At 37.6% G+C, this 13072-nt stretch carries 15 protein-coding genes; 10 read left to right on the forward strand and 5 right to left on the reverse strand.

Annotated features, from left to right (window positions below):
• Positions 1 to 8: 8 nt before the first annotated feature.
• Positions 9 to 719 carry a TIGR01621 family pseudouridine synthase gene (locus H592_RS0104490; RefSeq protein WP_028867724.1) on the forward strand — a complete coding sequence of 237 codons (711 nt, stop codon included), beginning with the start codon at positions 9 to 11 and terminating at the stop codon, positions 717 to 719.
• 57 nt (positions 720 to 776) lie between these two features.
• Here H592_RS0104490 and xthA read toward each other — a convergent pair whose 3' ends face one another.
• Entirely contained in the window at positions 777 to 1583 is an 807-nt protein-coding gene (gene xthA, locus H592_RS0104495; RefSeq protein ID WP_028867725.1) for an exodeoxyribonuclease III, read from the reverse strand.
• A gap of 231 nt (positions 1584 to 1814) precedes the next feature.
• Positions 1815 to 2720 carry a LysR family transcriptional regulator gene (locus H592_RS0104500; protein ID WP_028867726.1) on the reverse strand — a complete coding sequence of 302 codons (906 nt, stop codon included), beginning with the start codon at positions 2718 to 2720 and terminating at the stop codon, positions 1815 to 1817.
• Positions 2721 to 2832: 112 nt separating this feature from the next.
• Between H592_RS0104500 and H592_RS0104505 the strand changes: the two genes are divergently transcribed.
• Positions 2833 to 3465, forward strand: a complete 633-nt coding sequence (locus H592_RS0104505; protein ID WP_028867727.1) for an NAD(P)-dependent oxidoreductase — start codon at positions 2833 to 2835, stop codon at positions 3463 to 3465.
• Positions 3466 to 3754: 289 nt separating this feature from the next.
• Here H592_RS0104505 and H592_RS0104510 read toward each other — a convergent pair whose 3' ends face one another.
• Both H592_RS0104510 and H592_RS21480 read right to left on the reverse strand, forming a co-directional pair.
• On the reverse strand, positions 3755 to 3991 hold the full coding sequence (locus tag H592_RS0104510; RefSeq protein WP_028867728.1) for a TIGR02647 family protein: 237 nt from the start codon (positions 3989 to 3991) through the stop codon (positions 3755 to 3757).
• Positions 3992 to 4290: 299 nt separating this feature from the next.
• Complete coding sequence (locus tag H592_RS21480) at positions 4291 to 4713, reverse strand: outer membrane protein assembly factor BamE (RefSeq protein ID WP_051368989.1); 423 nt, start codon at positions 4711 to 4713, stop codon at positions 4291 to 4293.
• Between the two features lie 246 nt (positions 4714 to 4959).
• Between H592_RS21480 and hemA the strand changes: the two genes are divergently transcribed.
• The 8 genes from hemA to rlmM all read left to right on the forward strand — a co-directional run bounded on the left by hemA (position 4960) and on the right by rlmM (position 12008).
• Positions 4960 to 6225, forward strand: a complete 1266-nt coding sequence (gene hemA / locus H592_RS0104520; protein WP_028867729.1) for a glutamyl-tRNA reductase — start codon at positions 4960 to 4962, stop codon at positions 6223 to 6225.
• Between the two features lie 51 nt (positions 6226 to 6276).
• Positions 6277 to 7368, forward strand: a complete 1092-nt coding sequence (prfA, locus tag H592_RS0104525; protein ID WP_028867730.1) for a peptide chain release factor 1 — start codon at positions 6277 to 6279, stop codon at positions 7366 to 7368.
• The gene (prmC, locus tag H592_RS0104530) at positions 7369 to 8208 is read left to right on the forward strand and encodes a peptide chain release factor N(5)-glutamine methyltransferase (protein WP_028867731.1); all 840 of its coding nucleotides are present in this window, start codon (positions 7369 to 7371) and stop codon (positions 8206 to 8208) included.
• A gap of 79 nt (positions 8209 to 8287) precedes the next feature.
• Complete coding sequence (locus H592_RS0104535) at positions 8288 to 8674, forward strand: SirB2 family protein (protein WP_028867732.1); 387 nt, start codon at positions 8288 to 8290, stop codon at positions 8672 to 8674.
• 3 nt (positions 8675 to 8677) lie between these two features.
• Positions 8678 to 9538 carry a SirB1 family protein gene (locus H592_RS0104540; protein WP_245600362.1) on the forward strand — a complete coding sequence of 287 codons (861 nt, stop codon included), beginning with the start codon at positions 8678 to 8680 and terminating at the stop codon, positions 9536 to 9538.
• Between the two features lie 92 nt (positions 9539 to 9630).
• On the forward strand, positions 9631 to 10476 hold the full coding sequence (kdsA, locus tag H592_RS0104545; RefSeq protein WP_028867734.1) for a 3-deoxy-8-phosphooctulonate synthase: 846 nt from the start codon (positions 9631 to 9633) through the stop codon (positions 10474 to 10476).
• Between the two features lie 8 nt (positions 10477 to 10484).
• Complete coding sequence (locus H592_RS0104550) at positions 10485 to 10889, forward strand: DUF423 domain-containing protein (protein WP_037070901.1); 405 nt, start codon at positions 10485 to 10487, stop codon at positions 10887 to 10889.
• Positions 10890 to 10922: 33 nt separating this feature from the next.
• On the forward strand, positions 10923 to 12008 hold the full coding sequence (gene rlmM / locus H592_RS0104555; protein WP_028867736.1) for a 23S rRNA (cytidine(2498)-2'-O)-methyltransferase RlmM: 1086 nt from the start codon (positions 10923 to 10925) through the stop codon (positions 12006 to 12008).
• A 143-nt stretch (positions 12009 to 12151) separates the two neighbouring features.
• Here the strand turns inward: rlmM and H592_RS0104560 are convergent, their stop codons facing one another.
• Complete coding sequence (locus tag H592_RS0104560; protein ID WP_028867737.1) at positions 12152 to 13063, reverse strand: VanZ family protein; 912 nt, start codon at positions 13061 to 13063, stop codon at positions 12152 to 12154.
• Positions 13064 to 13072: the final 9 nt, after the last annotated feature.

Here is a 13072-nt window from a genome sequence, read left to right on the forward strand (position 1 = left end):
AGTTAATCATGCTTGAACACAGTGAAATCACTAATGAATACTTTTCATTAGTCTCAGAAAATGACCATTTTGTGGTTATTAATAAACGACCGGGCATTAATTTCCACAGTGAAGACGGTGAATATGGCGTTGTTGTTGCTGTGGAGAAATTTTTAGGTAAAAAACTTTATAGTGTACATCGTTTAGATAAAATGACTTCAGGGCTGTTATTATTGGCAAAATCATCGCAGGTAGCGCATGGTCTGTCTGAACTATTCAAAGCACAACAAGTTCAAAAGTATTACCTTGCTATTGCTGATAAGAAGCCTAAGAAAACACAGGGGCTAATTAAAGGAGGCATGGAGAAATCGCGTCGTTCAATGTGGAAACTGACACGTCACCAAGATAACCTCGCTATCACACAATTTTTTAGTTATGCCCTAGGTGAAGGTAAACGATTATTTATTGTTAAGCCTAAAACTGGTAAAACGCATCAAATTCGCGTTGCATTGAAGAGTGTAGGAAGTGCTATTTGTGGCGATCCTATCTATGCGACTGAAGATGCATATCGATATGACAGAGGTTATTTACATGCTTATCAAATTCAATTTACTTATGAGCAACAAGTTTATCGCTTTAGTGTCGAACCTGATATTGGAGTGGAATTTTTAGCACCGGCTTGTCAGGCTAAATTAGCAGAAGTTAATGAGTGTGAACATTTGCAGTGGCCGAAAATCTAAGTGCTTGTGAGCAGCAAAAGCGTTAATCGTTAAACTAACGCTTTTGGTTTATTTGGATTAAGCGAATTCAGTCCAAATAGGCGCATGATCTGAAGGTTTATCAATACCTCTTAGTTCATAATCAATATCTGCTTCTACTGTTTTTTCAGCTAATGAATGTGTTGCTAATACCACATCAATGCGTAACCCCCGGTTGTCATCAAAACCACGAGAGCGGTAATCGAACCAGCTAAATTTTTCATTTTCTTCTGGATGTAATAAACGGAACGTATCGGTAAACCCAAAATCCATTAAGGTAGCTAACCATTCACGCTCTTCCGGTAAGAAGCTACATTTTTTGGTTTGTAACCAGCGTTTTGCATTCACTTCACCAATACCAATATCTAAATCAAGTGGAGATATATTAATATCACCCATCACTATCACTTGCTCATCGGCTGTGTGATTCTCATGTAAATAAGTATTTAAATCTTTATAAAACTGACGCTTATAGGGATATTTAGTTTCATGAGTTTGGTTTTCTCCTTGTGGGAAGTAACCGTTGAGAATATGTACTGGTTGTCCATCTTCATCGGCTACCGTCACCATGATCATGCGTTTTTGATGATCTTCATTATCAGTAGGGAAACCATATTGCACCGCTGCTGGTTTTTGTTTGCATAACATTGCGACACCGTAATGTGCTTTTTGGCCATGAAAGTAAACGTGGTAACCCATCGCTTCTACCGCTTCAACTGGAAAGGCATCATTATGTACTTTGATTTCTTGTAAACCGATCACATCTGGTTGATGTTTATCGATAATCGCTTGTAATTGGTGAAGACGCGCGCGCAGCCCGTTAATATTGAAGGAGATAACTTTCATAAAATAATAGCCTTTACAGAATCGAAACGCTGAATGTACCTTGTTGTGCTTATTTACTCAACCGAGTAATGATAATTAAAGCCTACGCAGCGTATTCAACTGGTTTTATATTAACATTAGTCGTGATTTTCTTGCGGCCTTTTTTAAAGACTAATGACTTACATTGTTTGTATAACTACTCACAATTGTAATAACTTTAACAATGTAGTTTATGGGCTGATTACCCTTAGGTTAGGAGATAGCTCCAGTAAATTTTTTAATATCTTGTTGCCAGTGTGTTGCTAAAAAATCTATAAAAGCACGCACGACTGATTGTTGATAATTACGCGAAAGGTAAACGGCCCATAAGTTATGGCCAGGAGAATAATAGTCAGGTAGTACTTCAACGAGCTCTCCGCTTTGTAAATAGGTATTTGCTAAATCACACGGAATATTAGCAATGCCCATACCTCTGAGCGTAGCATTAATAAGGACGCCCATTTCATTACATTGCAAGTTCCCCTTGACCGTTATTTCTTGATCACTGTTGGCAGATGTAATCCGCCATTTAGCGGCACTGCTATGCACCAAGCAGTTATGAGTGATTAAGTCTTGCGGAGTTTTTAATGCCGCATACTTGGTTAAATAAAGGCTTGAAGCACATAATACACTGTCGATGTGCATCAATTTACGAGCAATAAGTTGCTCATCGGGCTGTTGCATATAACGAAGCGCAACATCAACGCGCTCATCAACTAACTGTGACAAGTTATCCGACAGAATAAGTTGAATGTTTGTATTTGGGTGTAATGCCAAAAATGCTTCAACTTTATCAAAAAGCAACGCTTGTCCAAGCCCAATGGGTGATGCAACTCGAATCGTACCCACTAGCTCATTATTGTGGCTATGAGCACGACTTTGCATGTCTGAAACCGTGCTGATTATTTGTTGGCAATACAGTAAAGCTTCTTCTCCTTGCAAGGTTAAGCTTACTTTACGCGTGGTGCGATGAAATAATCGAAGTGATAGCCATCGTTCTATTTCTTGTACATGGCGGCTGACCTGTAGGCGGCTTAAAGATAAATGTTCAGCAGCTTTAGTAAAACTGCCTGTTCGTGCAACTTCGATGAAGCTCTTTATTGCCGTTATCTTATCCATTAGTAACCTTTTTAGAACCAATATGTGTCTTAATTCTATATTTATCATTGTAAATCGAACAAGTAAACTGCTTTTACTCGCTCAGCGTTAAACATCAAAGAAGGAACATAAAATGAAATTAGCAATATTAGGTGCAACGGGTTGGATTGGTAGCCACATTTTGGAGCAAGCTGTAAAGCGTGGTCATGAGGTGGTTAGTCTTGTACGTGATCCGATAAAAATCAGTGAACAAAAAACGAGCGTTGTTTCGTTTGATTTACAAAGCGAGCAAGATATAACCTCCTTGATAGGTGATGTTGAAGTCTTGATTGTTTCTGTGGGTGGACGTGCTAACGGTAATCACCAGCTGGTGGCTGATACTGCACAACGTTTGATGACTGCACTTGATGGCAGTAATATTCGCATTGTTTGGGTAGGCGGCGCAGGAAGCTTAGAAGTGGCGCCTGGTGTTACACTCGTTTCAACCCCTGAATTCCCAGAGGATTATAAGCAAGAAGCATTAGCGCAAGTAGAAGCATTAAATGTGTTCAAAGACAGTAAAAGTAATGCATCATGGACATTTGTTAGCCCGGCTGCGTTTATTTATCCTGGGGGCAGTGAAGGTCAATACCGTATAGGCGATAACACATTTTTTACTAATACCGACGGTGAAAGTAAAGTATCAGCGACTGATTATGCGATTGCGATGGTAGAGGAAACTGAAAATGCAGCGCATTTAAATCAACATATGAGCATCGCTTACTAATCTATTTATCAATAGGTTAACAGTACCAATAATAGTGAATCGAGCTTGATTATCTCTACGCTTAATCAAGCTCAATGACTAAAAGAACATTTATTCAATCTACGTTGAGTCAAAATACATTTGATAGAAGTGCATTTGTTAAACGTAGAATAGATATCGAATTAAATGTCCTCTAAACATTCTATACAAAGTTTCATTAACCATTGGCTGATTATTTTAATCAGCCAATTTTTTAATTAGTTATTTTAAGGTAATTTATTAACTTGGGATCATCAACCTGATTTTTTTGTTAATTTAACGCGATTAATACATGGTGTAAGTGCTCGGCTGTTTCTAAACCACTATCGGTTAGATAACCTCCGTCATGTTGCGTAGTAAGACCTTTATCAAAAAGAGATTGTGCGGCTTGGATAACTGATGGGGATGCTTCTTTGTGAATTTTTAATCCTTCTAATTGTGATTTTTGTGGGAACTTAGCAAGTAATTTCATTTCTTCGAAAAAAGTATCAGAGTAAGTTTTAATCATCTTTAATTCACTTCTATAGTATTAAGGAACTTTCATCATATGCCCTGTTATATAAAAAGCAAAATTTACTCGAAGGGAACATGGGCTAGATCAATTCTCTGTAATATTCTGTTATTAAAGGTGATTTAGCGCACTTAAACAGATATTAGTATAGCAGATTTAGTCTGTTTTATGCATACGGGATAAAACTTCTTAATTTTACACTGTCAATAAAGCGATCGAATAAAAAAGGAATGCATTTGGCATTCCTTTTATGGGGTGACACTTTAACCGTGCTATAAAAAACGCACTATAAAATTTTATTCCGAGGTTAAAGGCACTTTGGTTTGATCACTTTGTGCCGCTGCATTAGGCGCATTTTTAGTTTTAGGGTTCTTAATGAGAGGATTTTCGACAGAAGTATTGTCACTCACAATTTCATTTAACTGACCATCTTTAAATGTAAGTAAAATTTCTGATTGCTGAATGTCTTCACCGCCAGGTTTGATATAACGAATGTAATACCATTTTGATGAATCAAACTGATCGATTAACATCGGGGAGCCTAACACGTAAATAGCTTGCTCCTGTGTCATGCCTATCTCAATTTTGGCTAGTTTTTCACTGTCAATATAGTTTCCTTGCACTACATCAATTTGGTAAACAAAGGTATCGTACAAATAAGAGCAACCTGAAAGTGAAAAGGTAACTATAATACTAGCGAATATTTTTTTAATGTTCATGGGCTCATCAATCGTTAAAGGGTGAAAATGATGAAGCTGATAATACCCAAGCAAAGCAGACATGTAAAAATATAAGCGAAGAAATTTTGTGTTTCTGTTTTATCAAGCAGAACAAGTTAAGTAATTGTTTAAAAATAAGACTAAATAGGTGCTAGAAACAGAGTTAGCTTTAAATTTGTTGTAAAATTACGTAGAATTCAGCTCTTTTATTTTATCCCAATCTTTTTGACTCTGTGAATTATATAAATGCCATTATTTGCGTTAGGAATTAATCATCAAACTGCATCAGTAGAACTGAGAGAAAAGGTTGCTTTTTCGCCTGATTCTTTATCTATTGCCTATGCTGATTTGTTGACTCAACCCTTTGTCAAGGAAGCGGTTATTATTTCAACCTGTAATCGATGTGAAATCTATTGTCATTTTGAACAGGAAGATCCCAGTTCAATATTACATTGGTTAACGCAGTTCCATGGTATTGAAACGGACAGCTTGAATGATAATTTTTATTGCTATCAAGATCAGCAAGCAGTAGCACACTTATTTCGTGTTGCCAGTGGCTTAGATTCATTAGTGCTGGGTGAGCCGCAAATCTTAGGGCAGATCAAGCAAGAGTTTGCTACTGCAAGCCAATACAAAGCGGTCAGTAAAACACTGAATAAATGGTTTCAACATTCTTTTAGAGTGGCTAAACGCGTGCGTACTGAAACACAAATTGGCGCAAATGCAATTTCTGTTGCCTTTGCAGCCGTCTGTTTAGCAAGACAAATATTTAGTGATTTAAAACAAAGTCGGGTTTTATTAATCGGAGCCGGTGAAACCATTGAACTAGTAGGTAAATATCTACTTGAGCATGAAGTGCCTAATATCACTATTGCTAATCGTACCCTAGAACGTGCGATGGATTTAGTTGAACAATTTGATGCTAAAGCAATCACACTGGGCGAAATTCCTAACCACTTATCTAAATCAGATATTATCATCTCTTCAACAGCTAGCCCATTGCCCATTATCGGCAAAGGTATGGTGGAAAGTGCATTAAAAGATCGTCGTCATCAACCCATGTTATTTATTGATATTGCGGTGCCTCGTGATATCGAGCAACAAGTTTCAGAATTAAACGATGCATATTTATATAGTGTGGATGATTTGCAGGGCATAATAGAAGAAAATAAACAAGCTCGTGCCGAAGCCGCGATTGAAGCAGAAAAAATTATTGTCGGCTGCGTTGATATTTTCATGGCTTGGAGAGAATCTTTAAAAGCGGTTGAAACTATTCGTTTATATCGTCAAAACAGTGAGCAATTAAGAGATGAATTATTACAACGTGCTATTACTTCATTAGCGAATGGCAATGATAGCGAAAAAGTATTAAAAGAACTGGCGTTTAAATTAACCAATAAATTAATCCATCACCCTAGTCAGGCTCTCACTACAGTCAGCCAGACCGGTAATGAACAAGATTTAGAGTTACTCAGAGTAACATTGGGTTTAAACCAAAAAGATGATTTATAAAGAATATATTAAGTAGCTCGACTACTTACCTGTTCATAAAAAGAGATAAAGATGAAAGCATCAATTGTTGCAAAGTTAGAAATTTTAGTTGAACGTTACGAAGAAGTTCAAGCCTTGTTAGGCGATCCTGATACCATTAGTAATCAACAAAAATATCGTGAATTAACGAAAGAGTATTCACAGCTGGAAGAAGTAGTGTTGTGTTTTAAATCATTTCAAAGTGCACAACAAGACCTCGCTGCTGCTGAACTTATGTTAGAAGACGATGACGAAGATATGCGTGCAATGGCGGAAGATGAAGTTGTTGAAGCAAAGGTTAATGTAGAAAAATTAGCTGATCAGTTACAAATTTTATTATTACCAAAAGATCCTAATGATGATCGTAACTGTTTTGTTGAGATCCGTGCCGGCGCCGGTGGTGATGAAGCGGCGATTTTTGCGGGCAACTTATTCCGGATGTACAGTAAGTATTGCGATAGCAAAAAGTGGCGTGTCACGATCATGAATAGCAATGTCAGTGAGCAGGGTGGTTACAAAGAAGTGATCATGCAAATCGAAGGTGAAGGTGCTTACGGGTTAATGAAATTTGAGTCTGGCGGTCACCGTGTACAGCGTGTACCTGAAACTGAATCACAGGGACGCATACATACTTCTGCGTGCACTGTTGTAGTGATGCCTGAAATTCCAGAATCTGAAGCGATTTCAATTAATCCTGCTGATTTAAAAGTTGATACGTTCCGTGCATCAGGGGCTGGTGGTCAACACGTTAATAAAACTGACTCGGCTATTCGTATTACTCACGTACCGACTGGTACAGTGGTTGAATGCCAGGATCAACGTTCACAGCATAAAAACCGTGCGCAAGCGATGTCGGTATTGCAAGCTCGTTTACAACAAGCTGAAGACGAAAAGAACAATGCCGAAGAGCAAGATATTCGTCGTAGCTTAGTCGCTAGTGGCGATCGAAGCGAACGTATTCGTACTTATAACTACCCGCAAGGTCGTGTTAGTGACCACCGTATTAACTTAACTATATATCGTCTAAATGAAGTCTTAGAAGGTGAGTTGGATGCACTACTGGATCCTATTTTACAAGAAGACCAAGCAGACAAATTAGCGGCATTAGCACAAGGTACATTATAATTGCGTATTGATGATGCTTTGGTATGGGCAGAGTTCACGCTTGTAAATAGTGACTCTGCGCTTTTAGATGCACAGGTATTGTTAGCATTTGTACTTGGTAAAGAAACGATCTATTTAATAACATGGCCAGAGCGCGATTTAAGTGCACAGCAAAAGGCACATTTTGAATCGTTAATAGAACAACGTGTTAATGGTCACCCAGTTGCTCATTTAGTTGGTCAGCGCGAGTTTTGGTCATTACCGTTAAAGGTCAATAATAGTACCTTAATACCGAGACCAGATACTGAAGTCTTAGTAGAGGTTACGCTTAACAAGATACTTGAAAAAAATCATCTTAATACCCATATATTGGACTTGGGCACTGGCACTGGAGCGATCATTCTTGCACTCGCCAGTGAATTACCTCAAGCGCATTGCGTAGCGGTAGATTTTAGTGAGCAGGCAGTCAAACTTGCCACTGAAAACCGAGATAATTTAGAGCTTAAACAAGTACAGATATACCAAAGCGATTGGTTTGAAAATGTGCAGGGGCGGTTTGATGTGATTGTTAGTAACCCGCCTTATATTGACGCTAATGATAAACACCTTAACCTTGGCGATGTGCGTTTTGAACCTCTATCTGCCTTAGTCGCTAATGAACAGGGGTTATCTGATATACGACATATTTGCGAGCAAGCAAAAGGTTATTTAAATGCTGATGGTTGCCTGTTATTTGAGCATGGTTTTGAACAAGCTGTGTTAGTTAGTCAGATTCTGCATGAAAATGGATTTACAGGTATACGAACGGAACAAGATTACGCAAATAACGACCGTGTGACGCTAGGATTTTTAACGTGTTAACGTTCATATTATAAATTTATATTTTTAAATAATATTAATAAAACAACTGTAAGTTTAATGACTTACCTCTAGGATAAAGATGTATTCTATTTTAAAACACACACATATGACCTTCATTCTGCTGGCTATAGTTATCTTTATTTTAAGATTCTTCTGGCTAAAGTCAGGGCATGTAAATGCACAAAAAGCCGTTTACAAAAAAATTCATTTACACACTCATTTAACAATTATCGTTTTAGGACTAGCGTTAATGGGACTTTTGCACTTTAATCCTTTTGTTGAAAGTGGATATTGGTTATTAGAAAAACTCATTGCTTTTGTTGCTTATTTTGCAATGGTACAAGTCGCATTAAATGAAAAAACTAAAAAACATATTCAATGGTTAGCGTTTATTGGTGCTTTCGGTTGGTTGGCCTACATAGCGAAATTAGCATTCACTAAACAAGCCATTTTATTAGTGGGGTAAAAAGTGGAATTAGATGAACAAGATGCAATAGAACAGCGCATTCTTAATACAAGTATTATTCATGAAGGTATTGACTATAGTGCATATTCGCTTTTGCAATTGGCGAGTATGGCGGAATCTGAAATTACTGGTCAGTCGATTTTACAATTTCAAGATTCAATGCGTTTGCAGATGATTGTGATCAAGTCACAAATAAAACATGAAACAACGAACGATCTTAATAAACTAAAAGTGCTGTTAAATACACTTTATCAAGAGCAAGGTTTTAGTGGTGATTGGAAAGCTTTTTTCGAAGTTAAAAATGCTTTAGTCTCTAAAGTATTAGCGCGTCGTAAGGGCGTTCCCATTAGTTTGGGGATTTTATTGATTGAAATGCTAAAGGAGACTGGTTTTTCTGCACAGGGGATCTGCTTTCCAAGTGGGTTTATTGTTAAAGTTGAATTAGAGTTTGATGTTATCTATGTCGACCCATTCAACGGCGAACTAGTTAGTTGTAAGCAACTAGAATTAAAAGTGCGTGGTCAGTTGGGTAATCATGCTCGACTAACTGCTGAAATGCTCAATGCAGATTCAAATGAAGTAATTATAAAACGTTATATTAGCGTTTTAAAAGCGGCTTATATTCAAGCCGAAAATATCGAATTAGCCTTGTTGTGTAGTGATATATTATTACGCCTTGATCCCGAAGATGCTTTTGAAGTAAGGGACCGAGGTTTCTTATTTCAACAGTTAGAATGTTTTCGCTTAGCGTGCAATGATTTCACCTATTTTATAGAACAGTGCCCAGAAGACCCGATTGTTAATTTATTAAAACAACAAATTAAGCAAATGACAGATGAGCACAGTGCTCAGACAATTCATTAATCACGATCCGGTATGTCGTGAATACTTGGTTATCCAACAATGAATTTACTGTAATATTGGGATAACAAGTTACAACTAACAAGAGAGAAAAAATGACTCAGAAAATTATTAAAGTAGGCAATATAGACGTTGCAAATGATCTTCCTTTTGTATTATTTGGTGGAATGAATGTTTTAGAGTCTCGCGATTTAGCGATGAAAATGGTTGAAACCTATGTGGAAGCGACTACTAAGTTGAATATCCCTTATGTATTTAAAGCCTCTTTTGATAAAGCGAATCGCTCATCAATCAATAGTTACCGTGGTCCTGGCTTAGAAGAAGGTTTACGTATTTTTGAAGAGATTAAATCTACGTTTAATGTGCCAATTATTACTGATGTACACGAACCTTACCAGGCTAAGCCAGTAGCTGAAGTCGTTGATGTTATTCAATTACCTGCTTTTTTAAGTCGTCAAACTGACCTTGTGCAAGCAATGGCAGAAACGAATGCGGTGATTAATGTAAAAAAAGCACAATTCTTAGCGCCACATGAAATGCAACATATTATTACTAAATTTAAAGAAGCTGGTAACGACAAAATCATTCTTTGTGAGCGTGGTAGCTGCTTTGGTTATAATAATTTAGTAGTAGATATGTTAGGTTTTAGTACCATGAAAGAAACCGGTTATCCGGTTATCTTTGATGTAACCCATTCTCTACAAAAACCGGGTGCACGCAGTGATAGTGCCGATGGTCGTAGAAGCCAGGTGGTACAATTAGGTTTGGCGGGCATGTCGCAGGGAATTGCTGGTCTATTCCTTGAATCTCATCCTGATCCAAGTAATGCTAAGTGTGATGGTCCTTGTGCATTACCATTAGATAAACTAGTGCCATTCCTAACACAAATGAAGCAAATGGATGACTTAGCAAAAAGTTTAGCGCCAATCATCACTGAATAAGGTTACTTGTGTTATTAACTAAACAAGCGCGTACTTTTATCGCCGTTGCTGCCTTTTTGGGCGCAACGGCGGTTATGTTTGGAGCGTATGCTAGCCATGGTTTAGCGCTATGGGCAACGCCCGCTCAAGTGTCACAAGTACAACTTGCTGCGCAATATCAGTTATTCCATGCCATTACGTTATTGGTGGTTGCTGTGTTGGGCTGTGTGTTTACATTACCTGTGCTTTCTCAACGTTCACTTACAATAAGTCAGTATTGTCTTACGCTTGGTATTTTTTGCTTTAGTGGGAGCTTGTATTATTTGGTCTTTTTAGGTTCAAAGCTGCTGGTTTTAATCACTCCCGTGGGTGGTTTATTACTGATTTGTGGCTGGTTATCTATTGTTGTTTCTATGATTTTTAAACAAAAATAAAGGTTTATTGATGAACAATAAACTAAGGGGTATATGTTAGGTATTCTTTTATATTGTCGTCCAGGTTTTGAAAACGATTGTGCCAATGAAATTCAAGCAAAAGCTAGTGAGCTTGAAGTATTTGGTTATATTAAAACGTTAAAAAATAGTGGGTTTGTTTTATATCATTGCTATGACCCATCACAAGTTGAAGCATTAGCTGAGCAATTAAACTTTGCTCAATTAATTTTTGCACGTCAAATGATTGTGGCGGTTGCGTTAGTAGAAGAGTTGCCTGCTGAAGACCGTATTACGCCGATTTTAGCCATTACTCGCCAATTACCAATGGCCGGCGATGTTTATGTAGAATGTCCTGAAGGCGATGAAACTAAACCTCTGCTTACTTTTTGTCGTAAATTTACTGTACCTTTTAGACAAGCATTAAAAAAACACAATAATCTGACCAATAAAGAGAACCATAAAAAGCGACGTACACATGTTTGCTTTATGGATTATGAAACTGCCTATGTGGGTTATTCTTTACCCAACAATCGCAGTGACGAACATATGGGGATCATGCGTTTAAGGTTCCCCAATGAAGCGCCAAGTCGTTCTACATTGAAGTTGGATGAAGCGTTCCAAACCTTTTTGACTAAAGAAGAACAAGCTTTACGTGCTCATTCTGGTTTGCGCGCAGTTGACTTAGGTGCGTGTCCCGGCGGTTGGACTTATCAATTAGTAAGACGTGGTATGTTCGTTAGTTGTGTCGATAATGGGGCGATGGCCGATAGCTTAATGGAAACAGGTCAAGTTACCCACTACATGGAAGATGGTTTTAAATTTGAACCTGAACGTAAAAACATTCATTGGTTAGTGTGTGACATGATTGAGAAACCCAAGCGTGTTGCAAAATTAATGGCGCAATGGTTAATTGATGGTTGGTGTAAAGAGGCGATTTTTAATCTCAAGTTACCCATGAAACAACGTTATCAAGAAGCCACTGACGATTTAAAAATATTAACTGATATGATTGATCAAGCTGGTTTTAACTATGAATTACAAGCTAAGCATTTATATCATGACCGAGAAGAGATAACCGTGCATGTACGCCTAACTGATAAAATCTACGGCCCATTATAATCCTTATATTGCTTAAATGAGTGGCTAATTTCTGCTTCTGCAATCTTAGTCGCTGATACTCATTGAGCTAAAATGCCCAAATTATATTGTCAATCATATAGCCACTACCTAGTCGATTATATCGCCCATCACAAAGCTTAAATTTATTGCAAATACATTGTATCTAAATACAAGTAAATGGGGCTGCTTAACTCGTACATATAAAAATCCACACCTGCTATCTTACTTAAATCCATTTTTCTTAATTCAACACCCGCTTGAATAGTCGTAAGCAAAATACTTTGCTCACTATAACCGGGGGCAATTGTTAAATGTTGATCGTAACGGTCGCGGTAATTTGGATGCCCTTTATTATAGTGACGATCGGTAATAATTAAGGTCACTGGTAACGCGTTAGGGGCGGGATTATAAAAGCCTATAGTTATCTTGCTATAATTCTGCCAATTGCCCGGAAAGTAACGAAGTGCGGCGCCACTATACTGTCGTGGTACAAAGGTGATTTGCATCATACTGCTTGAGACTGGTTGTGTAATTGGCTTTTTAATCATTAATGGTTGATCTGCTTTCCAACGAGTTAGCTCGATCTCTTGATCAAATGAGGCTAAGACGGGGAAATCTATTTGTGCTTTTGCTCCATCATAAATCAATAATGCAGAACGGTGCAGTACTAAACCTAATAACAGCAAGTAGGAGACTTTAAATAGCCAATGGATAGGGTGTTTGCTAAATAAAATTATGCTTAATAATACTCCCATGTAATTGAGAAATAAGTCTTGTACCTCCATTTCACGTGAAAAATACGGTTGTATTATTTCAATGCTCAGGCCAAAAGCAAAACATAATAGTGTAAGAGTGAAGCACTGTTTTAGCAGGGAGAATGCTCTGATGGTTGAGTGGTAATGCAGTAGTAAGAAACTCCAAAAACAAAAAACACTCAGATGACCAATAGGCCATAATGCTTCAATTAATCGTTGTGAAAATAAGCTACCCACATCAATGAATAGTAATAATAAAGCACAGACAGCCAAACCAGCGAAAATTATTTTTTTAAACATCTTTTAACT

It is taken from the genome of Psychromonas arctica DSM 14288, from assembly GCF_000482725.1.
Taxonomy (GTDB): Bacteria; Pseudomonadota; Gammaproteobacteria; order Enterobacterales; family Psychromonadaceae; genus Psychromonas; species Psychromonas arctica.

What these genes read in the sequence shown, in the direction of transcription:
- H592_RS0104490 (WP_028867724.1), top strand. Translation starts at nt 9, where the DNA reads ATGCTTGAACACAGTGAAATCACTAATGAATACTTTTCATTAGTCTCA.
- xthA (WP_028867725.1), bottom strand. Translation starts at nt 1,583, where the DNA reads ATGAAAGTTATCTCCTTCAATATTAACGGGCTGCGCGCGCGTCTTCAC.
- H592_RS0104500 (WP_028867726.1), bottom strand. Translation starts at nt 2,720, where the DNA reads ATGGATAAGATAACGGCAATAAAGAGCTTCATCGAAGTTGCACGAACA.
- H592_RS0104505 (WP_028867727.1), top strand. Translation starts at nt 2,833, where the DNA reads ATGAAATTAGCAATATTAGGTGCAACGGGTTGGATTGGTAGCCACATT.
- H592_RS0104510 (WP_028867728.1), bottom strand. Translation starts at nt 3,991, where the DNA reads ATGATTAAAACTTACTCTGATACTTTTTTCGAAGAAATGAAATTACTT.
- H592_RS21480 (WP_051368989.1), bottom strand. Translation starts at nt 4,713, where the DNA reads ATGAACATTAAAAAAATATTCGCTAGTATTATAGTTACCTTTTCACTT.
- hemA (WP_028867729.1), top strand. Translation starts at nt 4,960, where the DNA reads ATGCCATTATTTGCGTTAGGAATTAATCATCAAACTGCATCAGTAGAA.
- prfA (WP_028867730.1), top strand. Translation starts at nt 6,277, where the DNA reads ATGAAAGCATCAATTGTTGCAAAGTTAGAAATTTTAGTTGAACGTTAC.
- H592_RS0104535 (WP_028867732.1), top strand. Translation starts at nt 8,288, where the DNA reads ATGTATTCTATTTTAAAACACACACATATGACCTTCATTCTGCTGGCT.
- kdsA (WP_028867734.1), top strand. Translation starts at nt 9,631, where the DNA reads ATGACTCAGAAAATTATTAAAGTAGGCAATATAGACGTTGCAAATGAT.
- rlmM (WP_028867736.1), top strand. Translation starts at nt 10,923, where the DNA reads ATGTTAGGTATTCTTTTATATTGTCGTCCAGGTTTTGAAAACGATTGT.
- H592_RS0104560 (WP_028867737.1), bottom strand. Translation starts at nt 13,063, where the DNA reads ATGTTTAAAAAAATAATTTTCGCTGGTTTGGCTGTCTGTGCTTTATTA.